At 73.9% G+C, this 23341-nt stretch carries 20 protein-coding genes; 9 read left to right on the top strand and 11 right to left on the bottom strand.

Features of this window, described 5'->3' with window-relative positions; genetic code table 11:
• Window positions 1-89 precede the first annotated feature (89 nt).
• From ACZ4IF_RS18085 to ACZ4IF_RS18095, 3 genes are all read right to left on the bottom strand, one after another.
• A complete protein-coding gene (locus ACZ4IF_RS18085) occupies window positions 90-1193 on the bottom strand; it encodes a GNAT family N-acetyltransferase (RefSeq protein ID WP_467563960.1) in 1104 nt (367 codons plus the stop codon).
• 20 nt (window positions 1194-1213) lie between these two features.
• Window positions 1214-2428 (bottom strand): Cmx/CmrA family chloramphenicol efflux MFS transporter, encoded by a 1215-nt coding sequence (locus ACZ4IF_RS18090; protein WP_467564287.1) that lies wholly within the window; start codon window positions 2426-2428, stop codon window positions 1214-1216.
• A gap of 200 nt (window positions 2429-2628) precedes the next feature.
• Entirely contained in the window at window positions 2629-3324 is a 696-nt protein-coding gene (locus ACZ4IF_RS18095; protein WP_467564289.1) for an HD domain-containing protein, read from the bottom strand.
• 123 nt (window positions 3325-3447) lie between these two features.
• On the opposite strand from ACZ4IF_RS18095, the gene ACZ4IF_RS18100 reads away from it, so the two are divergent.
• From ACZ4IF_RS18100 to ACZ4IF_RS18110, 3 genes are all read left to right on the top strand, one after another.
• Window positions 3448-4122, top strand: coding sequence for a maleylpyruvate isomerase family mycothiol-dependent enzyme (locus ACZ4IF_RS18100; protein WP_467563962.1), 675 nt, complete (start codon window positions 3448-3450; stop codon window positions 4120-4122).
• A gap of 198 nt (window positions 4123-4320) precedes the next feature.
• A complete protein-coding gene (locus tag ACZ4IF_RS18105; RefSeq protein ID WP_467563964.1) occupies window positions 4321-5016 on the top strand; it encodes a copper homeostasis protein CutC in 696 nt (231 codons plus the stop codon).
• Window positions 5017-5254: 238 nt separating this feature from the next.
• Window positions 5255-6469: a trypsin-like serine peptidase gene (locus ACZ4IF_RS18110; RefSeq protein WP_467563966.1), complete on the top strand. Its 1215-nt coding sequence runs from the start codon at window positions 5255-5257 to the stop codon at window positions 6467-6469.
• 218 nt (window positions 6470-6687) lie between these two features.
• Here the strand turns inward: ACZ4IF_RS18110 and ACZ4IF_RS18115 are convergent, their stop codons facing one another.
• A complete protein-coding gene (locus ACZ4IF_RS18115) occupies window positions 6688-8745 on the bottom strand; it encodes a HelD family protein (protein ID WP_467563968.1) in 2058 nt (685 codons plus the stop codon).
• Between the two features lie 339 nt (window positions 8746-9084).
• On the opposite strand from ACZ4IF_RS18115, the gene ACZ4IF_RS18120 reads away from it, so the two are divergent.
• Complete coding sequence (locus ACZ4IF_RS18120; RefSeq protein WP_359488624.1) at window positions 9085-9279, top strand: hypothetical protein; 195 nt, start codon at window positions 9085-9087, stop codon at window positions 9277-9279.
• 546 nt (window positions 9280-9825) lie between these two features.
• Entirely contained in the window at window positions 9826-10881 is a 1056-nt protein-coding gene (locus ACZ4IF_RS18125; protein WP_467564291.1) for a glycosyltransferase 87 family protein, read from the top strand.
• Here the strand turns inward: ACZ4IF_RS18125 and ACZ4IF_RS18130 are convergent.
• Together ACZ4IF_RS18130 and ACZ4IF_RS18135 are read right to left on the bottom strand one after the other, a co-directional pair.
• The gene (locus tag ACZ4IF_RS18130) at window positions 10839-12482 is read right to left on the bottom strand and encodes a DNA repair helicase XPB (RefSeq protein ID WP_095935095.1); all 1644 of its coding nucleotides are present in this window, start codon (window positions 12480-12482) and stop codon (window positions 10839-10841) included. The genes ACZ4IF_RS18125 and ACZ4IF_RS18130 overlap by 43 nt on opposite strands.
• 92 nt (window positions 12483-12574) lie before the next feature.
• A complete protein-coding gene (locus ACZ4IF_RS18135) occupies window positions 12575-15118 on the bottom strand; it encodes a helicase-associated domain-containing protein (RefSeq protein ID WP_467563970.1) in 2544 nt (847 codons plus the stop codon).
• A 301-nt stretch (window positions 15119-15419) separates the two neighbouring features.
• Between ACZ4IF_RS18135 and ACZ4IF_RS18140 the strand changes: the two genes are divergently transcribed.
• Both ACZ4IF_RS18140 and ACZ4IF_RS18145 read left to right on the top strand, forming a co-directional pair.
• Entirely contained in the window at window positions 15420-16436 is a 1017-nt protein-coding gene (locus tag ACZ4IF_RS18140) for a hypothetical protein (protein ID WP_467563972.1), read from the top strand.
• Between the two features lie 29 nt (window positions 16437-16465).
• Window positions 16466-17092, top strand: a complete 627-nt coding sequence (locus ACZ4IF_RS18145) for an HAD family hydrolase (RefSeq protein ID WP_467563974.1) — start codon at window positions 16466-16468, stop codon at window positions 17090-17092.
• A gap of 56 nt (window positions 17093-17148) precedes the next feature.
• On the opposite strand, the gene ACZ4IF_RS18150 is transcribed toward ACZ4IF_RS18145, so the two are convergent.
• Window positions 17149-17400: a hypothetical protein gene (locus ACZ4IF_RS18150; RefSeq protein WP_028802853.1), complete on the bottom strand. Its 252-nt coding sequence runs from the start codon at window positions 17398-17400 to the stop codon at window positions 17149-17151.
• A gap of 196 nt (window positions 17401-17596) precedes the next feature.
• Between ACZ4IF_RS18150 and ACZ4IF_RS18155 the strand changes: the two genes are divergently transcribed.
• Window positions 17597-17980, top strand: coding sequence for a cold-shock protein (locus ACZ4IF_RS18155; protein WP_028802852.1), 384 nt, complete (start codon window positions 17597-17599; stop codon window positions 17978-17980).
• A gap of 37 nt (window positions 17981-18017) precedes the next feature.
• Here the strand turns inward: ACZ4IF_RS18155 and ACZ4IF_RS18160 are convergent, their stop codons facing one another.
• From ACZ4IF_RS18160 to ACZ4IF_RS18175, 4 genes are all read right to left on the bottom strand, one after another.
• Window positions 18018-18872, bottom strand: a complete 855-nt coding sequence (locus ACZ4IF_RS18160; protein ID WP_467563976.1) for a 1,4-dihydroxy-6-naphthoate synthase — start codon at window positions 18870-18872, stop codon at window positions 18018-18020.
• Window positions 18856-19650 (bottom strand): futalosine hydrolase, encoded by a 795-nt coding sequence (locus tag ACZ4IF_RS18165; protein WP_467563978.1) that lies wholly within the window; start codon window positions 19648-19650, stop codon window positions 18856-18858. Before ACZ4IF_RS18165 ends, ACZ4IF_RS18160 begins: the two co-directional genes overlap by 17 nt.
• Window positions 19614-20105 (bottom strand): DUF2771 domain-containing protein, encoded by a 492-nt coding sequence (locus ACZ4IF_RS18170; RefSeq protein ID WP_359488612.1) that lies wholly within the window; start codon window positions 20103-20105, stop codon window positions 19614-19616. The genes ACZ4IF_RS18165 and ACZ4IF_RS18170 overlap by 37 nt, the downstream gene beginning before the upstream one ends.
• Window positions 20106-20188: 83 nt before the next feature.
• Window positions 20189-21613: an MFS transporter gene (locus ACZ4IF_RS18175; protein ID WP_359488610.1), complete on the bottom strand. Its 1425-nt coding sequence runs from the start codon at window positions 21611-21613 to the stop codon at window positions 20189-20191.
• 525 nt (window positions 21614-22138) lie between these two features.
• Between ACZ4IF_RS18175 and ACZ4IF_RS18180 the strand changes: the two genes are divergently transcribed.
• A complete protein-coding gene (locus ACZ4IF_RS18180) occupies window positions 22139-23065 on the top strand; it encodes a DUF3027 domain-containing protein (protein WP_467563980.1) in 927 nt (308 codons plus the stop codon).
• Window positions 23066-23341 lie beyond the last annotated feature (276 nt).

Raw genomic sequence — 23341 nt, forward strand, 5'->3', positions numbered from 1 at the left:
CCCCGCTGGACGGGGGTGCGCCGATGGACGCAGACAAGGCGGGCGGGTCCGGCGGTACCGGCCCCCGGCGGGGCGGCCGCGGAGCCGGGTCAGCTCTCGCGGGCGTAGAGCCGCAAGGAGCGGTCCAGGCCGCGCAGTTCGTACGCGTACTGCTCCACGTCCTCACTCACCCGCGTGAACCCGGCACGTGAGATCACGCCCTGGGACGGGGTGTTGGACCGGTCGATGGCGGCGAAGAGGGTCGTGACGTCGTCGCGGGCCAGGGCCTCGGCGGCCAGTGCGCGCAGCGCCTCGGTCGCGTAGCCGTGGCCGCGGGCGTGCTCCGCGAGGTCGTAGCCGACCTCGGCACGGCCGTCCTCGTCGGGTGCGGCGTGGAAGCCCATGCCGCCGACCGCACGGCCGTCCTCCCGGCGCACCAGGACGAACATGCCCCACTCCGGCCGGTGCACCCCGCCCTCGTACGCCTTCACGACCATCCCGGCGGCATCCCGGGTGCCTTCGAACGGACCGCCCTCGATCCAGGCGAAGCCGCCCGTGCCACCCGTGCTCAGATCGGCCGCGGCGGCCGGGGTGACTCCCTGGAGGGTGAGCCGCTCGGTGCCGATCACCAGATTGTTGCTCCAGCGCCACTCGGTGACCGGGGCGCGGCCCGGCAGGTCGCCCCGGCCGGTCGCCCACAGCAGGGTGCGCCAGTGGTCGGGGCCGGGCCGGACGTGCGGGAAGATCCGGGTCAGCACGGCCTCGCAGAGCGCGGCCGGGGGCTCGTAGGCGAGTCCGAGGCCTTCGGCGATGTCATGGGTGTGCAGGAGGACCTCGGCGACGCCCATCGCGGCGAAGCCCTCACGGTTCGCGCTGCGGAACGGGTACGGATGGAACGCGCGCGCCTCGCGCGGCGTGGTGCGCACGGCGGCGGCCAGCAGCGCGCCCGTCGTCTCGATCACGTCGACGACACCCGCGTGGTCGGTGCCGTCCTCCATCACGATCTCGAAGGGGACGTACGCCTCGGTGGCCCGCCCGGCCAACTGCCCCGCGTACGCGATCAGATCACCGGCGATGTGCTCCGCCGTCCGCCGGCAGCTCCATGCGAGACGGCCGGCCGGGGCCCTTTCCCAGTCCAGCCCGGCCGCGGCGCGCAGCACGGCCACGCTTCCCTCGACGGCCTCCGACACCTGATCCCCGCCCATGTCTGCCATGCGGGCGAGGATAGGTCCCCTCACGCCTTCGTGCGTACCGAATTGTTCGCCGTGCCGGCCGCGGTCACGACCCGTGAATTCCCGTTCCCCGCGCGGCGGTGCAGGCGCAGCGAGAGTGTGGTCACCCCGATGGCGGCCGCGGCCAGGGCCGCTCCCGCCCACGCGGTCGACGCGTACCCGAACCCCGCGTCGATGACGGTGCCGCCGATCCAGGGACCGCCGGTGTTGCCCAGGTTGAAGGCGGCCGTGGTCGTGGCACCGGCCAGGGTGGGGGCCGCCGTGGCCACGTTGAACATGCGGGCGTTGAGCGCGGGCGCCGTGCAGAAGCAGGCGATGCCGAGGAGGAAGGAGAGCACGACGGCGGCGACCGCCCACCGTCCGAGGAGGGCGAGCGCGACGAGGACGACCGTGTCGGCCGCGAGACCGCCGAGCAGCACGCCGAAGAGGTGCGCGTCGGCGAGGCGGCCCCCGATCGCCGTGCCGATGAACGCGCCGACCCCGAAGAGGGCCAGCACGGTCGGCACCCAGCCGTCGTCCAGCCCGGCGACATCGGTGAGGAGCGGAGCGAGATAGCTGAACGCGCAGAAGACCGCCGCCGCGGCGAGCGCGATCACGCAGATGGACAACCAGACCTGAGGGTCGCGGAAGATCCGCAGTTCCCGCCTCAGGCGCGGCCTCTTCTCGGGGAGCGGGATGCGCGGGACGAGGGTGACGACCCCGACGAGGGCGATCGCCGAAGCGGCGGCGACGGCCCAGAAGGCGGCCCGCCAGCCCAGACCGCCCCCGAGGAACGCGCCGGCCGGCACGCCGAGCACGTTGGCTATCGACAGCCCGCCGATCATCACGGAGAGCGCACGGGCCCGGCTGTCCGGCGGCACCATCGCGACGGCCACCGCCGCCCCGACCGCCCAGAACCCGGCGCAGGCGAGCGCGCTGACGACGCGTGACACGAACAGCGTCGTGTACGTCGGCGCGAGCGCGCCCGCGACCTGGCCCAGCCCGAAGAGCGCGAGGAGACCGACGAGGGTGGTGCGGCGGGGCAGCCGCAGCGTCGCCACCGCGAGCAGCGGCGCCCCCACGACCATGCCGATCGCGAACGCGGAGATCAGCAGGCCCGCCCGCGGGATCGTGACGTGCATATCGTCCGCGATCGGCGGCAGCAGACCGGAGAGCATGAACTCGCTGGTGCCGAGGGCGAAGACGGAGAGACCGAGGACGTACACGGCCAGCGGCATACGAGGCCGGCGCGCGGCGGGAACCGGGCCGGACGCGGGGACGGGAGCGGAGGCGGCGGGCCGCTCGGGGTCCGACGGGCGGGGTATCGGGGGCATGCCCCCTTCGTACGTCGTCCGGGGCCGACCGTCGAACCGGTTTTCCGCTCCTCGCCCTTCAGGGTCCGCCGGACCGGGCCCGCCGGACCCGGTGGGTCGGGCGGTCACGCGCCGAGGCGTTCCAGCTCGGCGCCGATGTTCCGGCGCGCCCGCTCCTCCCACTCGCGTTCCCCGTGGGGCGTCCTGAACAGCTTCGGGAGCGCCAGGAGCTGTCGCAGGACGTCGGAGCGGCCCGCGCGGAACGCGTCGTCCGGGACGAAGCCGTACTCCTCGCGCACGGCCGCCGCGTACGCGGCGTACGCCTGCCGCGGAGCGGCCAGGACGGCCAGGTCGGCGTCGCACAGCACGGCGCCGTCGGGGTCGTCGGGGGCGGGGGAGTGGGTGACGGTGAGCCGGACGAGCCGGACGACCTCGTCCGTGCGGGCCGGGCCGACGCCCAGTTCGCGCAGGGCGCGCTCGGCGAGCCGGGCGGACCGCTCCTCGTTCTCCGAGCGGTCGGGGAGGTAGACGGCGTCGTGGAACCAGGCCGCCAGCCGCACGGCGGCCGGGTCCTCGGCGTACTCCTCCAGGACGTCGATGTGGCCGAGGACCGCGACGAGGTGATCGGTGGTGTGATAGCGGCGCTGGGGTTCCGCCCAGCGGGCCAGCAGGTTCGCCGCGTAGGGGCGCGGCGAGGGCGCGGCACCGGCGAGGGGGTCGTGCCCCCCGGTGTCGCGGGCGGCCCGGACCGTCGCCTCCCAGCGCATCTCCAGGTCCTCGTGGGCCGGGTGCCGCCGCCCGCCGGCCGCCGTCTCGTCCATCGCGTCCAACCCGCCCCACTCCTCGGTCCTGTCCGTCACGCCGGTCCCCGCAGGTCCCGGCGCGGCCCGTTCGTGTCGTCATTGTCCTCGCCGTCGCGCGGGTGCGGTGCCTAGCGTGGAGCCATGGTTTCTGAAGATGCGTACGACGTGAGGGACCCCGAACTCCCCGGGCGGCTCCTGCTCGCCGAGCGCGACGCGCTGCTGCCGCTGCTGCGCGCCCGCCCGGACGCGGACTTCGCGCTGCCGACGGCCGCGTGTCCGGGCTGGAGCGTGCGGGACCTGCTCGCGCACTGCTCGGCCGCGCTGATGCGGGTGGTCGAGAGCCGCTTCGAGCCCGGGGTGTTCGGTCCCGAGGCCAACGACCGCGACATCGCCGACCGCGCCGGCTGGTCCACGGGCGAGGTCGTCGACGAACTGGAACGAGGCATGACCGAGGCCGGACCGGTGATCGCCGGGGCCGGAGGCGTCCTCGACGGCATCGCGCTCGGCGAGTGGGTGCACGCCGGGGACGTGCGCGAGACGCTGGGCGCGCCCGGGGCCTACGGGGGCACGGGGCTGCCGTACGCGCTGACGCTGCTCGTGCGGATCAGCCGGCAGAAGGAGCGCGTGCCGCTGCACGCCGACCTCGACGACGTCGACGAGCCGCTGCGGCTGGGAAGCGTGCCGGGGGACCGGCCACCGGCCCGGTATCTCGGTGACTCCGCCACGCTCGTACGGCTGTGCTCCGGGCGGCCGGTCGACGGGGCCCGGTACGAGCTGGCGGGCGCGAAGGAGGAGGAGCTGAACCTCTTCGGCTGACGGCGGCGGCCGTCGCGGCCGGGCCCGCCGGCGTTCCGGTCCCGGACCGGGCCCACGGGCTCCGCCCCTCGCCGATCCCGCTGCGCGTCCGGTCGAGGGCCGGGCCGGGATTCGGCAGGGGCGGAGGGGACGAAGAACATCGTGGACGCGTACTCTGGGATTGGACTAGACCTGTAGCCGCCTGAGGGAAGAGGTCCGATGAGCGAGCGCAAGAGCGCAGTCCTGGAGGTGATCGCCCTCGGCGTGGAGGACGCGGTCGCCGCCCAGGCGGGAGGCGCGGACCGGCTGGAGCTGGTCACCGACATGGCCGCCGACGGACTCACCCCGCCGGTGAAGACCTTCGCCGGCATTCGGGCCTCCGTCGACATCTCCCTGCGCGTGATGCTCCGCCTGGCGGACGGCTTCGCGGCGGGCGACGTCGACACGCTCGTACGCGTCGCCGGTGAGATGCGCTCGGCCGGTGCCGACGAGTTCGTGCTCGGCTTCCTCGACGAGCACGGCAGTGCCGACCTGGCCGCCGTGGAGCGGATCGTCGCCGAACTCGACGGCTGCCGCTGGACCTTCCACCGCGCCATCGACCGCGCTGCCGACCGTGACGCCGTGCGCAAGCAGCTCGCGGACCTGCCTGGCCTGGACGCCTATCTGACCGCCGGTTCCGCGGCGGGCGTGGACGACGGGCTGTCCACGCTCGCCACCGAGGCCGCGCGGAGCGGCGAACCGGGCTACGAGCCGCGGATCATGGTCGGTGGCGGGCTGCGCCTCGACCATGTGCCGAGGCTGCGCGCCGCCGGGATCGACGCCTTCCACATCGGCGGCGCCGCGCGCCCGGGCGGCTGGAGCGGACCCGTCTCGGTGGACGCGGTCCGGCAGTGGCGGACGGTCCTGGACGCGTAGCCGGCCCGGGCGGGGCGCCGCTCTCGCCGGCCCCCGGCGGGCGGTGCGAGGTCACGGATCCATATCCGCCGCGTAGTTGTTGTGTGCTGAGTGCTCCCCGGCGATCTCCCCGCGGGCCCGGACGTGCATAGTGAAGACGCCCCGGTCTGATCCGGGTCATGACAATACGTACGTGGGACGCGCGGCCCGGGCGGGTGCGCGCGACACGACGCACGCAGCAACAGGGGGAAAAGGCTCCATGCCATCCATACGCAGCCGCTCGCTCGCGGCCGCCGCAGCCGTGATCGCGGCCATCATGGTCACCACCACGGCCTGCGACAGCAAGAAGGACGACGACGCGGCCGGTTCGCAGCCCACGTCGTCCGCCCAGGCGGACAAGAACGTCGACACCGGTGACGACGACGGGTCCACCTCGCTCGGCGGCTACAAGCTGCCCGCCGGTATCCCCACCGACCTGAGCGGCGACGCCCTGGACAAGTGGAAGAACGGCGGCTGGAAGGACTTCGACGACTGGGCCTCCAAGGCCGAGGACTTCGCCAACCCGTACATCAAGGACTTCTGGACGCCGGAGCGGATGGCGCAGGCGAAGGCCAGCATCCCGGTCGCCCAGGCGGGCAGCACCAGTTCCGGTTCCGGCAGCAGCGCCACCTCGTACCTGCCCGACGGCAAGGTGAAGCGGAAGGCCGCCACCAAGGTGAAGGCGACCTACCACCACTACGCCCCGCCGGTCGGCAAGCTGTTCTTCACCTCGCCCCAGGGCAGCATGGTGTGCTCCGCCGCGGTCGTCACCGACCCGGCGCACCCGGGCAAGTCGAACATGGTGTGGACCGCGGGTCACTGCGTGCACGCGGGCAAGGGCGGCGGCTGGTACCGCAACATCGCCTTCGTCCCCTCCTTCAACAACGGCGCGAAGCTGAGCAACCGGCAGATCACCGACCCGCGCGCCAAGTCCGTCTCCCCGTACGGCATCTGGTGGGCGAACTGGGCGACCACGTCCTCCCAGTGGATCGCCGGTGGCGGACACCAGGGCAACGCAGCCGCCGGCTACGACTACGCCGTGCTGCACGTGAAGCCCGAGAACGGCGGCAAGTCGCTGCAGGAGCGCCTCGGTTCGGCCCTGCCGGTGTGGTTCGACGCCCCGGCGGCCAACAAGGTCAAGAACATGAAGGTCCGCGGCTACCCCGCCGAGGCGCCGTACGACGGGTCGAAGATGTACGACTGCCGGGGCGCGACCAAGCGCTTCGTGCTGGCGCGCAACGTCCCCGCCCAGTTCATGATCGGCTGCACGATGAACGGCGGAGCCTCGGGCGGCCCCTGGTTCATGTCGCACAACGGCCGGACCTATCTGGTCTCCAACAACTCGCTGAGCGACCGCAAGTCGTTCATCACCGGGCCGCGCCTCGGGAAGAACGCCAAGCAGGTCTATCTGGCGACCAGCCGCAAGTTCAAGTAGCGGCACCCGCACGCATTTCGGTGGCCCCCGGCGCGTCCCGCCGGGGGCCACCGGTCCAGGGGGCTTCGTTCGGATCGGCTCGGGTCCGCGACGCCCGGCGCGGCACCTCGCCGCGTTGTCGGACCACCCGAGTACGCCCGGTACGCGGGTGATCCTCCACCTTGCGATGCACCGCACCGGACGCCGCGGCCTGGTCCGAGCCGATCCGGACGCCCCCCCTAGCCCAGCTGCTCCGGCAGCGGTGCGGCGTGCGTGACGATCAGGCCCGAGACCGCACGGGTCAGCGCCACGTACAGCCGACGCAGCCCCGTCCGCTCGTCCGGCTCCCCGTCGACGACGGCCCGCGGCTCGTCCAGCACCACGTAGTCGTACTCCAGGCCCTTGGCCAGCGAGGCCGGCACCAGGGTCAGCCTGGTCTCGGCCGTCGTCTCCTCGCCCGGGCCGAGACACGCCAGCCCCGCCGCCGCCAACTCCTCGGCCAGGAAGGGGATCCGGGCGTCGGCGGCGATCAGCCCGATCGAGCCCTCGTGGCCGAGCAGTTCCCGGACGGCCCGGACGACGTCGGAGTCGCCCGAACTGGCCCGCACCTCGAAGAAGCCCGGGTTCTCACGCACCGACGCCACCGGGGCCAGCCCGGGCGCGATGTGCGGCAGCAGCCGGGACGCGTAGGTGATGACGTCCGTCGGCACACGGAAGCCCGCAGTCAGCTCCTCGATCACGGCCTCCTGCTTGCCGAGGTGGCGCAGCGCCTCGTCCCAACTCCGCGTCGCCCAGGGGGTCGTGCCCTGCGCGAGATCCCCGAGCACCGTGGCCGAACCGGTCGTGCAGCGGCGCCCCACGGCCCGGTACTGCATCGGGGAGAGATCCTGCGCCTCGTCGAGCACCACATGCCCCAAGGAGTGCGTCCGCTCGACGAGGTCGGTGGCCTCGTCGACCAGCACCGCGTCCGCCGAGGACCACTTGGCCGACTTCACGCTCCGTGCCGGCTTCTCCCAGAGGATCTCCTTCTGCTCGGCCTCGTCGAGGAGCCCCTCCGCGTGCGCGGCGAGGAAATCGGCGTCCGACAGCAGCCGCAGCACCAGCTTGGCGGGGTCGACCGGCGGCCACACCGCCTTGACCGCGGCCTTCACCGCGGTGTTGCGGGCGACCGCGTCCTGCACCCGGTCGTCCGGCGCCTCGCCCGAGCGCTCCATCTGGACGAGCACGGCGTGCGCGATCCGCTGCGGAAGGGCGTCCCGCGCGGCGCCGTACCGGATGTCCCGGTCCAGCAACTCCCGGACGATCTCCTCCAGTTCGTACGCGGGCAGACGCCAGCGCCGGGAGCCGCGCACCACCACGACCGGCTCCGTCGGCAGGGTCACGTGGGAGCGGACGGCCCGGCGCAGCACCTCGGCCATCCGGGCGTCGCCCTTGATCACGGCGGCCGCCGCGCCGTCGCTCCCGCGCACCTCGACATGCGCGACGAGGTCGTCGACCGTCGCCTGCCGCGCCTCCAGCTCGCCCAGGGCCGGCAGGACCTGCTCGATGTAGTGCAGGAAGGACTTGTTCGGCCCGATGACGAGGGTGCCGGTACGGGCCAGCCGCTCCCGGTGGGCGTACAGCAGGTAGGCGACCCGGTGCAGGCCCACCGCGGTCTTCCCGGTGCCGGGACCCCCCTGCACGCAGACCGACCCGGACAGCCCGCTGCGGACGATCTCGTCCTGCTCGGGCTGGATGGTCGCCACGATGTCGCGCATCGGGCCGACGCGCGGGCGCTCGATCTCCTGCTGGAGCAGCTTGCTGGTGGTCGCGGCCTCGGCCGGGTCGGAGAGGTGCTCGTCCTCGTACGCGGTGAGGTCCCCGCCGGTGTAGCCGAAACGACGGCGGAGGCCGACATCCATCGGGTCGTTCTTCGAGGCGCGGTAGAACGGCTGCGACACCGGCGCGCGCCAGTCGATCACCATCGGGTCGCCGTCGGCGTCGTGCACGTGCCGTCGCCCGATGTAGAAGCGCTCGCCCTCAGCGCCCTCCGCCCGGTCGGCGCCCGGGGCGTGCAGGTAGTCGAGCCGCCCGAAGAACAGCGGTGTGTGACTGAGATCGGCCAGGGCCTTGATGCGTTCGTCGATCTGCCGGTGCAGAACCTCGGCGTTCACCCAGTTCGCGGTGACGTCGCTGATGTCGAGGTTCTCCACGTCCTCGCGCATCGCGCGCAGCGCGGCGCGGGACCGGGTCAGGTGGCTTCGCTCGCGGGAGAGGGGGTCGTCGGAGCCGAGTGGATGGTCGGACGGGGTGGACAAGGCGATGCCTCCGGAAACCTGCTGCGTGAGTGGTACCTCGTGGGTGACTCCTGGATGCCGTCCGGTTTCCGGCCGGGCGGCGGCACTCCACGACGGGAGGCGGGCAAGAGCGGAGATTGTAGGCGAGGGGGCACGGCCTGGGCCAATGCTTTTCCGGGGCCCCGCGGGCACGGCGACGGGCGCCGGTCGCCGCGGCCTCAGGGGCGCCCGCCCCGGGTCCCTAGGGGTCGGAGTCCGTCGCGAGGCGTACGAGGGGTACCCCCGGGGTGTACCTGGGGCGTGCCCAGGTTCGGTCCATGGGCCGAGGCCATCCGGGTCCCGGGAGCCGACCATGGATACATGAGCGCAGCGACCTTCGACCCAGCCTCCGGCCCTCACGGTCCGCACCGCGGCGCGACCGCCCTCTCCTCCGGCACACACCACCGCCACCGTCTCGGCGACGCCCTGCGCGCCGTGAAGGTGTTCGCGGAGGCGGCGTTCGGAGTGGTGCTTCTCGGCGAGTACGGCGAGGAAGCGGGCGTACGACGCCGGTGACCCGCCGCGCGGACCCGCGTCCCCGGCAGGTGACCCGCACGTGGGACTGCCCCGCGGCGTGGTGACCCGCCCGCGGGGGACTGCTCGCGGTGTGGTGACCTGCCCGCGGGGTCGTGCCCGCGGGCTCGTGCCTGCGGCGCGGTGACCCGCGCGCCGGGCCGTAGGAGGGTGGCCCGATGCGGTGAGCCGCGTGCGGGGGCCGGGACCTCGGCCCACTAGGGTCACTTCGTGCCGCTACGGAAAGTGACCGTCCGACGACCGCTCGGAGCCGCCGCCGCGGACCCCGAGCCCGTACCCCCGCACCCGAGCCCCGCTCCCGTGCGTCCCGTCCCCCCGCCCCCGCACCCCGGCGCCGGGCCCGCCCGCCCGTCCGAGGTGCCCGAGCAGGGCACCGAGCCCGCTCGCACGGCCGTGGGCGCCGGGTCGCCGCGGACCGAGCCGCGCGCCCGGTTCGTCCCGCACCTGACCGCCGGTCCCCTCGCCGGCCTTCTCGCCGGCTGCTCGGTCCTGGCCTTCTGTCTGCTGTGCGTCGGCACGCACGCCCCCATGGCCGACGTGCTGGTCTACCGGGCCGAGGGCGCGGCCGTGCTGGGCGGCCGGGACCTCTACGGGTTCACCGTCACCGAGTGGCGGCTGCCCGCCACCTACCCGCCCTTCGCGGCGCTCCTGTTCGTCCCGGCCGCCCTGCTCCCCGTCGGCGTCCTCAAGGCGGTCTTCGTCGCCGGGAACCTCGCGCTGCTGGCCGTGCTGGTGCGGCTCTCCTGCCGGCTCGCGGGGCTGCCGGTGCGGCCGCCCGTCCTCGGCGCGGCCACCGCGCTCGCCCTGTGGCTGGAACCCGTCTTCCAGACGGTCCTGTTCGGGCAGGTCAACCTCGCCGTCGTCTGCCTGATCCTGTGGGACCTGACACGGCCCCCGGGCGCCCGCGGCAAGGGCATCGTGCTCGGCATCGCGGCCGGGGTGAAACTGACACCCGCCGTCTTCGTCGTCCACCTGCTGCTCACCCGCCGCCACCGGGAGGCGGCCACCGCCGCGACGGCCTTCGCCGGCACGGTCCTGCTGGGCGCGCTCGTGCTGCCCGACGCGAGCGTCGGCTTCTGGACCCGGCGCCTGTTCGAGACCGACCGCGTGGGCAGGGCGTGGATCGTCGACAACCAGTCGCTCCAGGGGATGATCGCCCGCGCCCTCGGGGACCCGGCGCCCGGCCCGCTGTGGGCGGTGCCCGCGCTGGCGGCCGCGCTGACGGGACTGTGGCTGGCCCGCCGGGCCGGCGACGACCGTCGCGGCGTCCTCGTCACCGCGCTCACCGCCCTGCTGATCTGCCCGATCAGCTGGTCGCACCACTGGGTGTGGTGCGTCCCGCTGATCGCCGTGCTCCACGCCGGGCACGGACCGCGTGCGGCGGGCGCGGTCGCCGCCGTCTTCGCGGCCCGCACACTCTGGCTGGTGCCGCACCGGGGGGACCTGGACCTCCACCTCCCCTGGTGGCAGCAGCCGCTCGCCTCGCCCTACCCGCTGCTCGCGCTGGCCCTGCTGGCCCTGCTGGCGCGCCCGGCGGCGGCTCAGCCCTCCGCGAGCAGTTCGTCCGCGTCGACGATCCGGTAGGCGTACCCCTGCTCCGCCAGGAACCGCTGCCGGTGCGCGGCGAAGTCCTGGTCGATGGTGTCGCGGGCGACGACCGAGTAGAAGTGCGCCTGGTGGCCGTCGGCCTTCGGCCGCAGGACGCGGCCCAGCCGCTGGGCCTCCTCCTGGCGCGACCCGAACGTCCCCGACACCTGGATGGCGACGGTCGCCTCGGGCAGGTCGATGGAGAAGTTCGCGACCTTCGACACGACGAGCACGCTGATCTCGCCCTCACGGAAGGCGTCGAACAGCTTCTCCCGCTGCGCGTTGCTCGTCTCGCCCTTGATGACCGGCGCGTTCAGGTGCTCGCCCAGTTCGTCGAGCTGGTCGATGTACTGGCCGATGACGAGGATCTGCTGCCCGGCGAAGCGGCGCACCAGAGCCTCGGTCACCTTCCGCTTGGTCGCCGTCGTCGCGCAGAAGCGGTACTTCTCCTCGGTCTCGGCGGTGGCGTACGCGAGCCGCTCGGACTCGGTGAGGTTGACCCGCACCTCCACACAGTCCGCCGGGGCGATGTACCCCTGCGCCTCGATCTCCTTCCACGGCGCGTCGAACCGCTTGGGCCCGATCAGCGAGAACACGTCCGACTCGCGGCCGTCCTCGCGGACGAGCGTCGCGGTCAGGCCGAGGCGCCGCCGGGCCTGGAGGTCGGCGGTGAACTTGAAGACGGGCGCCGGCAGCAGGTGCACCTCGTCGTAGACGATGAGGCCCCAGTCGCGGGAGTCGAAGAGTTCGAGGTGCGGGTAGACACCCTTCCGCTTCGTCGTCAGCACCTGGTACGTCGCGATGGTGACCGGCCGGATCTCCTTGCGCGTACCGCTGTACTCGCCGATCTCGTCCTCCGTCAGCGAGGTCCGCTTGACCAGTTCGTGCTTCCACTGGCGGGCCGAGACCGTGTTGGTCACGAGGATGAGCGTGGTGGCCTTGGCCTGCGCCATGGACCCGGCGCCGACCAGCGTCTTTCCGGCACCGCAGGGCAGGACGACCACGCCGCTGCCGCCGTGCCAGAAGTTCTCCACGGCCTGCTTCTGGTAGGGCCGCAGCGCCCAGCCGTCCTCGGCGAGCTCGATGGGGTGCGCCTCGCCGTCGACGTACCCGGCGAGGTCCTCGGCGGGCCAGCCCAGCTTCAGCAGCGTCTGCTTGATCTGCCCGCGCTCCGAGGGGTGCACGGCCACGGTGTCCGGGTCGATCCGGGCGCCGACGAGCGGGATGATCCGCTTGGACCGCAGGATCTCTTCCAGCACCGGCCGGTCGGTGGTGGTCAGGACGAGACCGTGGGCGGGGTGCTTGCTCAGGGTGAGCCGCCCGTAGCGGTCCATCGTCTCCGCGATGTCCACCAGCAGGGCGTGCGGCACGGGGTAGCGGCTGAACTCCACGAGCGCGTCGACGACCTGCTCGGCGTCGTGCCCGGCGGCGCGCGCGTTCCACAGACCGAGCGGCGTCACCCGGTAGGTGTGGATGTGCTCGGGCGCGCGCTCCAGCTCGGCGAACGGCGCGATGGCCCGGCGGCAGGCGTCCGCCAGTTCGTGATCGACTTCGAGCAGCAGTGTCTTGTCGCTCTGGACGATGAGGGGTCCGTTCACGCCCGTCCCTTTCTGCGTGCCGGCGTCCCGCGCGGACGACCGGCCAAACGTCCAGTGTGCCGCACCGCCGGGCGATCATGCCGGGGCGTGGCTCAGGCCTCCTCGTCCGCCAGCTCCGCCACGCCCGTCACCCGGTGCAGCGGGTAGGTGCGCACCTCGTCGGCCGTGTGGTCGTACGCCGTCACGAAGCCGCCCTCGACGCGGATCGGGGCGATGACGCGCTGGCTGGCCGCGCCCTCGGCGTTGACATAGCCGATCCACAGCGACTCGCCGGTCAGGACCGCTGCCTGCATGGTCGCGAGGGTCTCGGCGGAGCCGGTGCGAGGCAGGTCGCCGCCGGGGTGGTCGGCGGCGGGGTCGGTCGGCTTGCGCGGGGCCGTGGACGCCATGTCGCCGGCGCGGATCGCGCGGATCGCGGCGCCGATCAGGGTGGCGTCCGGGACCGGGGGGCCGTCCGGGACGGGCTCGGGCGCGGTGCGCGGCGGGGTGCGGTGGGCGTGCGCCCGGGTGATCACGACGTCGCCCTCCGCGGACTCGGCGGCGGGCGCGAAACCCATGGACCGCAGGCCTTCGAGGAGCGCCGCGGGATCCGCCTGGGCGGCCAGGACGGTGGGGGCGAGACGGCGCAGCCGCAGCCCCTGCGAGCGCTTGTCGGCGAGGATCTCGCTCAGCAGCGCGTCGTCGTCGCAGCGGACGTACGCCGAGGCCGCGCCGATCCGCAGATGGCCGTGCCGGCGTGCCACGTCGTCGATCAGATAGGCGAGCGGCTGCGGCACCGGTGTCCGGGAGTGGGCGGCGAGGAAGGCGTGCAGGTCCGACGCCGAACGGCCCGCGTCGAGCGCGCGGCGCACCGAGCCGGGCGTGAACCGGTAGACCGTCGCCCCGCCCTTGGACTCCACGTCCGCGAGGACGCCCAGCGTGTCCGCCAGCGGTCGTCGCAGCGGGCCCGGCGCGACCGCCGTCAGATCCGCCTGGAGAAGGACGTGGTCCAGCGGCTCCGGCAGGAGCGGGGCGAGGAGCCGTGCGGCCCGGGAGGCCGCCGCGGCCTGTTCGGCGGGGGAGTGCGGCCCGGCGGGCGCGGGGTGGTGGTGCCGGTGCGCGGGGAGCTTGTCGCCGGGCCCCGCCGGTTCGGGCTGCCCGGTCTTCGAGGAGGGCGACGGCAGCCCGAGCAGCGTCCGCCCGGCCGCGGACAGCGCTCCGCGGCCCGTGACGCCCAGCAGTTCCGCCTCGGACAGGGTCCACCGGGCCAGGCGGACCCGCAGATCGTCCGTGGCGGGCTGGCCGCCGCGCAGCGGGCGCTCCCAGCGCAGCCGGCCGAGGAGCGAGTCCGGTGCGGGGGACGCGCCCTCGGGCAGGCCGGCGAGAAGGGCGAGGACCCGGCGGCGGACCTCGGGCGCCGCCGACCGGTCCAGGCCCGGGCCGAGGGCCGACAGCGCGCGGTCCTTCGCGTCCCGCCCGCCGACCAGGCCCGCCGTCCGGGTCGCGGCCAGCCAGGCGGAGACGAGCCCCGCCCAGCGCTCGGCGGCGGGCAGTTCCAGCCACTCGTCGTAGGCGGGCGTCGCCGCGTACCGTTCGTCGGCCTCGCCGTCCGAGGCCAGCAGGCCCGCCGCGTAGGCGAGTTCCACCCAGAACGCGGCCATCGGCTCGGCCACGTCCAGCGCGACCGCCGTCCGCTTCAGGTCACGGACGCTCAGCCCGCCGGCCCGCAGCACGGCGGGTCCGCCCTCGTGCCAGTCCTTGAGCAGCTCCTCGACGGTCGCGAGAGCGGTGTACGCCTGGCCGGCCGCCGCCGCGTCCACCACCTGTGGACGGTGCGTCGCCGCGGCCTCGACCGGCGGCGCCACCGGCTCGGCCACCCGGTGCGCGCGGCCCGCCCGCAGGTGCAGGGCGACCTCCCGGGGCAGCACGACCGTGCCGGGCGCCATGGGCAGCAGCAGCCCATGGTCCGTCAGCCAGCGCAGATGGCGTGCCGGATCGGCCGTCACCTGCCCGTAGGGCGGGCCCCACACCAGCCGTGACAGCACGTCCACCGACTCGGCGGGGGCCTCGTCCAGGAGTGCCGACATCCGGACCCGGTCGGTGAACAGGCCGGTCAGTGACGCGACCGCCGACACGGAGTCGTGGGTGGTCGCGAGTCCGGCCTCCGCCACGATCTCCTGGATGCGCCCCGGCGACATGCCGGCCGTGGCCTCCGCGACGGTCGGGCCCAGGCCCGTCGGGGACGGGTGCTGCGGGGACGGCGCGAGCAGCTCCCGCGCCGTGCGCACGAGGCGGAGCCGCTCGTCGGGGCCCCAGACGAGCGCCTGTTCGCGCAGCGCGGCGAGCGCGCCCGGGAACGCCGCCGTGACCGCCGGATCGCCGTCGTCCCCCGCCATCAGGCCGAGCAGCTCGTCGTACGTCGCCGGGTCCGCCGCCACCGCGAGGGCCTCCGCGGTCTGGAGCGCGAACCGGTCCAGGCGCTCCAGGGCCCGCACCACCGAAGCACGGGTGCCCGCGCGGGTCGCCAGCTGCGTCAGGTCCGTGGGGACGGGCGTGATCAGGTCGGGGCGGGAGCGGAGGAGGGCGGAGAGCGAGACGTCGTCCCGCGCGCGCAGGGCTTCCGCCAGGGAACGCGGAGCGGTCGTCTCGGGGCTCATCCTGCCAACGGTAGCGGTTGCTTCCGGCCACAGAGCCGGTTCGCCCCCCTCCGCCCTCGCCTGTCCCTCGTTCCCGGGGGCTCCGCCCCCGGACCCCCGTATCGGCCTGGACGGCCTCGTCCCCAATCGCCGGACGGGCTGGGACTCTCCGGCCCTGGACGGCACAGTCCAGCCCCTCCGGCGATTGAGGAGCGGGGTCCGGGGCGGAGCCCCGGGTGCGGGACGGACAGGGGCGGCGGGGGCCGAAAAACCGGTACCGTCACCACCGGGCATCCAACGCGACCACCCCGGAGGGGACTTCGTGGGGATTGAGAGCGACCAGCTCGTCTTCGACTACCTGAGCCGGGTCGGCGACCTGGCCCAGCAGCGCCAGCTGCCGTCCGCGACCCGGATGCGCCTGGTGTCCGAACTGCGCAACGAGATCGACCGGCGCCGGTCGAAGGCCACGGTCGACAGCCCCGCCGCCGTCCGCCGCATCCTCGACCGTCTCGGCACCCCGGACGAGATCGTCGCGGCGGCCGGGCGTGGCGACGGCACCGGCCCCGCCGCGGAGCCCCGCGCCGCGGTCCCCACCCAGCGCGCCGCCGAACCGGACGAGCGGCCCCGGGGCCGCCTGCGCCGCGTCGTGCCGCGGCCCCGCCCCGCGGAGCCGGAGCCGACCGGGGCGACCGAGGCCGACGCCCCGTCCCCACCGCACCTCGCGAGCGCGGCGGAGCTCGGCGACAGCGCGACGCAGCCCGACTGGTGGCGGGTGGACAGCAGCGTGTTCGGGCCCGGCGAGAGCGTGCCGGGTTTCGTCGGGGGCGTGGAGATCCCGGAGCTGCTCAAGCCGCCGCCCCGGGAGAAGGCCGACGGGGCGGCGAAGCCCGCCGCGGAGGCGGTGCCCGAGGCCCGGGACGCCGTGGCGGCCGGAGAGGCCGAGAAGGCCGCGCAGCCCGTGGAGGAGGAGGCCGGCCGGCGTCGCCTGCTTCCCCGCCCGAGCGGTTACAGCAACCCGCTGCTGCTGCTCGCCGCGGGACTCCTCGTCGCCGGGGCCGTCCTCGGCAACTGGTTCGCCCTGGCGCTGGGCTGGCTCATCGCCTACGCCTCGCGCCGGCTGACGCCCGCCGAGTCGAAGTGGGCGGTCCTCGTCATGCCCGGCCTGTCGGTCGCGGGCGGCCTCGTGTGGCTGTGGGGCCGTACGAACGGCCGCTGGGGCGAGCCCATCGCCGAGGGGCACATGAAGGACGCGCTCGCCGCGACGTGGCCCTGGGTGGTCCGCGCAGCGGCCGTGGCCTCCGCCCTGTACCTGGTGTGGCGGTCCCAGCGCCGACGCTGACCTCCGGTCGTCCGGAGCCGGTGGGCACAATGGCCCATATGACTTCCCCCGCGCCGACCGTCGGCTTCGACCTCGACATGACCCTGATCGACTCCCGTCCCGGTATCCAGGCCTGCTACCGGGCCCTGTCCGCCCGCACGGGCACCTACATCGACTGCGATCTGGTGATCACACGGCTCGGGCCGCCGCTGGAGGAAGAACTCGCCAACTGGTTCCGCGCCGAGGAGGTCGCGGCCGTCGCGGACCTCTACCGCGAGATGTACCCCGTGCACGCCATCACCGGGACACCGGCGATGCCCGGTGCCCGGGAGGCGATCGCGGCGGTGCGGGCCGCGGGCGGCCGGGCCCTCGTGGTCACCGCGAAGTGGGAGCCCAACGCCAAGATGCACCTGGAGCACCTGGACATCGAGGCGGATGCCGTCGTCGGCGACCTGTGGGCCGAACAGAAGGCGCAGGCGCTGCGCGCGTACGGCGCGAGCGTGTACGTCGGCGACCACACCGGAGACGTGCGCGGCGCCCGCACGGCGGACGCGTACTCCGTCGCCGTGACCACCGGGCCCTGCGACGCGGCGGAGCTGCGTGCGGCGGGCGCGGACGTCGTCCTCACCGACCTGACGGAGTTCCCGGCGTGGCTGGAGAGCTACCGCCGGCCTTGACGGGGGCACACCACTGCCCGGGGTGCCGCCGCGCGGCGCCCCGTCGTCCGGTGTCCTCAGGAACGCGCGGCGCGTGCCCGGCGGCGGCCCGCCGCGATCGACTGGAGCACCCCGGCTCCGGCCAACAGGAATCCGACTCCCATGAGCATGCTCAATCCGAACATGTAGGTCGGAAATGGAGTCGTTCCGAGCAGTAGCGGGGCCACGGTGACCAGTGTGGCCAAAGCTCCCACGAAGAAGACGATGGCACCGACACGGATCAGCCGGTCACCGGCTTCGGCGGAATTCGCTTGGGTTTTGTCACGCACCCGACCAGGGTAGTTCCCAGCGCGAAGGAACAATCCAGCGACGTCTTGTCACCAGCCGCCGGACCATTAGCCTTGGTACCGGCGGGTCCGACGACCCGCTGTAGTGCTATCCAGAGCCGTTTACGGGCAGTTGCACTCGCGACGGCCCGAGCAGTTTCCCGAGCAGTTTCCGACGAGTACGAGGACGAGGACAGACGTGCCTACCGGCAAGGTCAAGTGGTTCAACAGCGAGAAGGGCTTCGGCTTTCTCTCCCGTGACGACGGCGGCGACGTCTTCGTTCATTCCTCGGTCCTGCCCGCCGGAGTCGATGCTCTCAAGCCGGGCCAACGCGTGGAGTTCGGTGTCGTCGCCGGTCAGCGGGGCGATCAGGCGCTCTCGGTGACGCTGCTGGATCCGACCCCCTCGGTCGCGGCGGCGCAGCGCCGCAAGCCGGACGAACTGGCCTCCATCGTCCAGGATCTGACGACCCTCCTGGAGAACATCACGCCGATGCTGGAGAAGGGCCGTTACCCCGACAAGACGTCCGGCAAGAAGATCGCGGGCCTGCTGCGGGCGGTCGCCGACCAGCTCGACGTATGACCCTTGCGGGCCCCGCCCCGCGGCCGCCCGCGGTCCGTCAGGGGAAGTCCAGCGAGTCCGGTCCGAGGGGCGGCACGAGCCCCTCGGCCGCCGCGCGGGTGAGGAGGCCGCGGACCGCCGCGTAGCCGTCGTCGCCGAGGTCCGCCGTGAACTCGTTGACGTACAGGCCGATGTGCTGGTCCGCGACCTTCGGGTCCATCTCCTGGGCGTGCTCCAGCACGTAGGGGCGGGAGGCCTCCGGGTCGTCCCAGGCGGCACGGACCGAGGCGCGCGCCGCCCGTGCCAGGTCCTGGAGCCGTTCGTCGCCCAGCGAGCGCTTGGCGATGATCGCGCCGAGCGGGATGGGCAGCCCGGTGGTCCGCTCCCAGTGCTCGCCCATGTCGGCCAGCTTGTGCAGCCCGTAGTTCTGGTACGTGAAACGCGCCTCGTGGATGACGAGTCCCGCGTCGACCTTCCCGTCCCGCACCGCCGGCATGATCTCGTGGAACGGCATGACGACGATCTCGCCGACCCCGCCCGCGACGGTGTCCGCCGCCCACAGCCGGAACAGCAGGTACGCGGTCGACCTCTCGCTCGGCACGGCGACGGTGCGGCCGGTGAGGTCGGCGTCGGCCTCGCGGGTCAGCACGAGCGGCCCGCAACCCCGCCCCAGCGCGCCCCCGCACGGCAGCAGCGCGTACTTGTCCAGGACGTACGGGAGCACGGCGTACGACACCTTCAGCACGTCGAACTCGCCGCGCTCGGCCATGCCGTTGGTGATGTCGATGTCGGCGAAGGTGACGTCGAGCGCGGGCGCGCCCGGCACCCGGCCGTGGGCCCAGGCGTCGAAGACGAAGGTGTCGTTCGGGCAGGGCGAGTAGGCGATCTGCAGGGACTCAGTCGGTGCGGTCATGTCGGTTCCAACTCTCCAGTACGGGCGCGAGCTTCCCGAAGCCCTCGGTGAGGGCGGCGAGAGCGTCGCCGATGCGCCAGGCGGCACGGTCGCGCGGGCCCACGGGGTTGGAGACCGCGCGGACCTCCAGGACGGGCACACCCTGGGCTGCGGCGGCCTCGGCGACCCCGAAGCCCTCCATCGCCTCGGCCAGGGCACGGGGATGGCGGGCGCGCAGTTCCGCGGCGCGGGCGGCGCTGCCGGTCACGGTGGAGACGGTGAGCACCGTCCCGGACCGTCCACCCGTGGCCGCCGTGAGCTCTCGTACGAGTGGTTCCGGCGGACGGTGGCTGACGGTGCCGAAGCCGAGGCCGGTGACCGGGACGAAGCCGTCCGCGGTGTCCGCGCCGAGGTCGGCCACGGTGATCTCGTCGGCGACGACGAGCGACCCGACGGGTGCGTCGGGCTGGAAACCGCCGGCGATGCCGGCGCAGACGACGAGGTCGTAGGGGGTGCCGGTGAGGGCCGCCGCGGTCAGCGCGGCGGCGGTGGAGGCGGCGGCGAGGGCGGGGCCGACGCCCGCCGCGAGCAGATCGAGGGTGACACCCGCGTCGGCCGGACCGCCGGCCTCGGGGGACAGCCGTTCCAGGACCGCCCCGGGCAGGCGCACCTGGTGTGGCCGGGCCGCGAACGCCCCGGCCACCGCGTCCCGCTCGGCCGGGACGGCGGTGGCCACCAGAACGTGCGGCCCCGTGACGGCGATCAGGCGTCCTTGTCCTTCTTGAGCTTGAAGGACCACAGGCCGGTCACGTCCTTCTCGCCCGCCTTGATGGAGACGAGCGTCGAGTCGCCGCTGGCGCCGTACTGCGCGTTGAAGAACACGCTGCCCGGGATGGTGCGGTACGTCTTCTTGCTGGAGTCGGTCAGCGGCTGACCGTTCATCAGGATCGTCCAGCCCTGGTCCGCGATGTCAGGGTCCACGCCGAACCGGACGGTCTCGTCGGGGTCGACCGTGATGGACTTGATGTCCTTCGACTTCAGGCACTTCGCCAGGTCCGCGGTCTTCACCGCGTTGCCGTCGTTGTAGCAGTCGGTCTCGGAGCTCACCGAGTTCCTGCCGACCGTGACGGTGGTCAGCGGCGTCGGCTTGTCACAGGCGGACAGGACGAGGAGTCCGGCGGAAACGGCGCCGAGAGCGGCAACGGCGCGACGGCGATGTCCATTGGCGGCTCTGCCGCGGGGCAGGGAGGTCATGGCCGAAGGCTATCGGGCACCCGCACCGCTCCCCCCACCTGGGGTACGGCGTGCCGTCCCCGGCCCCCGCCCGGACCTGCGGCTCACGCCACCCTGGGCCGGGCCTGCCCTCCGCGGCGCGCCGCGCTCAGCAGGCCCCGCACCGTCGTGAGCCAGCCCGTGGCGACGATCGCCGCCGCCACCGACAGTCCGAGCGTGCCGTTGAGCGGCAGGGCGATGCCGATCCCGCCACCGATCACCCAGGCCATCTGGAGCAGGGTCTCGGAGCGGGCGAAGGCCGAGGTGCGGACGAGTTCCGGCACGTCCCGCTGGATCAGCGCGTCCAGCGACAGCTTCGCGAGTGCCTGCGCGAACCCGGCGACCGCGGCGAGGCACGCCACCAGGAAGGCGCCGAAGAAGATCGCCGCCGTGATCGCGGCGCCCAGCACGAACGCGACGACCGTCACGATGATGATCTCCGGGGCACGCTGTTTCAGCCAGGCTCCGACCGCGGTCCCGAGCGCGTTGCCGGCACCCGCCGAGACTCCCACTATCCCGAGCGAGACGGCCGCGCTCTCACCGGTCAGCGGGTGCTCGCGCAGCAGGAAGGCCAGGAAGAAGATCAGGAAGCCGGAGAGACAGCGCAGCGACGCGTTGGCGGCCAGCGCGTGCGTCACGGCCGGGCCGACGGTCCGCAGTCCGGGGCGCGGCGCCTTCTTCGCGTGCGGCCCGTGCAGATGGTCCGCGTCCGCGGCCAGCAGCGCCTTGTGCTCGCCCTTGGCCGAGTCGACCTTGGGCGGCAGTGAGAACGACAGGAACGTACCCGCGACGAAGATCAGGAAGGCGCCGTAGAGCGGGTAGCGGGGTCCCAGTGCCTGGAGGCCCGCACCGATCGGCGCGGCGATGCCGGTGGCGAGGAGACCACCGAGCGTGACCCGGGAGTTCGCCTTCACCAGGGAGAACTTCGGTGGCAGCAGCCGGGGCACGACCGCGCTGCGCACCACTCCGTACGCCCTCGACGCGACCAGCACCCCGAGCGCGGCCGGGTACAGCTCGATGCCGCCGGTCACGACCGCGCTGGACAGCAGCAGCGCGAGGAGGGCCCGCGCGAGCATGGCACCCGCCATCGCGGCCCGGCGGCCGTGCGGCAGCCGGTCCAGCAGCGGGCCGATCACGGGGGCGAGCAGCGTGAACGGCGCCATCGTGATCGCCAGATACAGGGCCACGCGACCGCGGGCCTCGTCCGTCGGGACGGAGAAGAACACCGTGGAGGCGAGGGCGACGGTGATCATGACGTCTCCGGCGCCGTTCACCCCGTGCAGCTCGATCAGTTTGCCGAGCCCCGACTCGCCCGCGCCGTGTGCGTGCGTCGCCTTGCGGATGCCGCGCGCCGTCCCCGTGACCGGGAGGTGCAGGGCACGCCCGACCGCACGGACGGAACCGCTCACCCGGCCCGATCCGCCGCTTCGACTGCTCCCCTTGGTGCCACCGACCCCGGTGGCTCCCTGGGGCGACCTTGCGCCTGCCACTCCGTCATAGTGCCCCGAGTCGGCGGATCGTAGCGGGGTTACCGCGCGTATGCCTGCGGAGTGGCGTCCCGGAGGGCCGTGCGAGTGGGGACCGGATCCCGGTGTGCGGCGCCGGGAGCGGCCGGCGTGCCCGTGCGCCGGGGGAGGTGCCGGAGTACGGGCGCGGAGGACGTCTTTGCGCCATGCCGGGCCGCTCCCGCGGTGGTCCCGGCCCGCCCGTGGCGGCGGTCGAGAACGTGCGGCGGGGCGGGTCCGGGACCGGCCGCCGAGCACGAGAACCCGGCGCGGAGCGCCGAAGACGCCCGCCGGTGTGGGCCCAGGGGCCGGGAGAAGGTAGCGTGCGTAGCGCGCCCACGGCGAAAGTTCTCGGCCGCGCGCCTCTCGGCCATCCCGCAGAATGGATGGTGTAGGTGCGCCCGAGCGCGATCGGGCGCGGACGTCGACGCGGTCCTTCGGTCCGCTCCGTCCGCGCTCCCGCCGAGGAATGGCGCACCCGTGAGACGGCGTAGGAGAGAAGCGATACCTGTGAGCGCAGCGACAACGCGAAGCCGCACCCCCGACCGCCTGTGCGCCGAGGCGGTCGACCTCGCCCGCGCCGCCGCCGAGGAGGTCGCCGCACCCGGCGTCGTCGGCGAGCACGTGGGGCTGGTCTCCGAGGGGGACCGCGTTGTCACGCACTTCTTCGAGTGCAAGGAACCCGGGTACCGCGGCTGGCGCTGGGCGACCACGGTGGCCCGCGCCTCCCGCGCCAAGGTCGTGACGCTCGACGAGACGGTGCTCCTGCCCGGCTCCGACGCGCTGCTCGCGCCGGAGTGGGTGCCGTGGAGCGAGCGGCTGCGCCCCGGGGACATGGGCCCGGGCGACCTGTTGCCCACGGACGCCGACGACCTGCGGCTGGAGTCCGGATTCTCGGGCGAGGAGGAGCCCCCGCCGAACTCCGCGGTCTCCGAGGAGATGGCCGAGCTGGTGGAGGCCGAGGACGCGGAGGTCGCCGGCGGGCCGCCGGCCTCGCTGCCGGTCGCACCCCTGCGCGGGTCGATCAGCGCGGTCGCCGAGGAGCTCGGCATGCGGCGCGCCCGGGTGCTGTCCCGCTACGGCCTGCACGTGGCCGCGGACCGCTGGGAAGAGGCGTACGGTCCGAAGACGCCCATGGCGCAGGCCGCGCCCGCCACGTGCATGAGCTGCGGCTTCCTCAATCCGATCGGCGGCTCGCTCGGGCAGGCGTTCGGTGTCTGCGCCAACGAGTTCTCGCCGGCGGACGGGCGGGTCGTGTCCCTCGCCTACGGCTGTGGCGGCCACTCGGAGGCGGCGGTCATGCCGAAGCCGCCGCGGCCGGCGCCTCCGGTGATCGACGAGACGAAGGTCGAGCCGTTCCCGCTGCGCCCGGCCCCGGATTCCGGTTCGGTGTCGGTCACCGCGGACGAGTCGGCGGCGGAACTGGGCCACTCCTAGCGGGCTGCCGTCCCGGCCGGGTACGCGGTGGGGCTGTGCCTGGTCCCGGTCCGTGGTGTGCCGCGGGTGGCTGGGGGCCGGTCGCGCAGTTCCCCGCGCCCCTGAGGGGGCCCGGCCGGGGGCGGCGGTTCGTGGGTGGGGCTGTGCCTGGTTCCGGTCCGTGGTGTGCCGCGGGTGGGTGGGGGCCGGTCGCGCAGTTCCCCGCGCCCCTGAGGGGGCCCGGCCGGGGGCGGCGGTTCGTGGGTGGGGCTGTGCCTGGTTCCGGTCCGTGGTGTG

This window comes from Streptomyces sp. NPDC025784 (assembly GCF_055558435.1).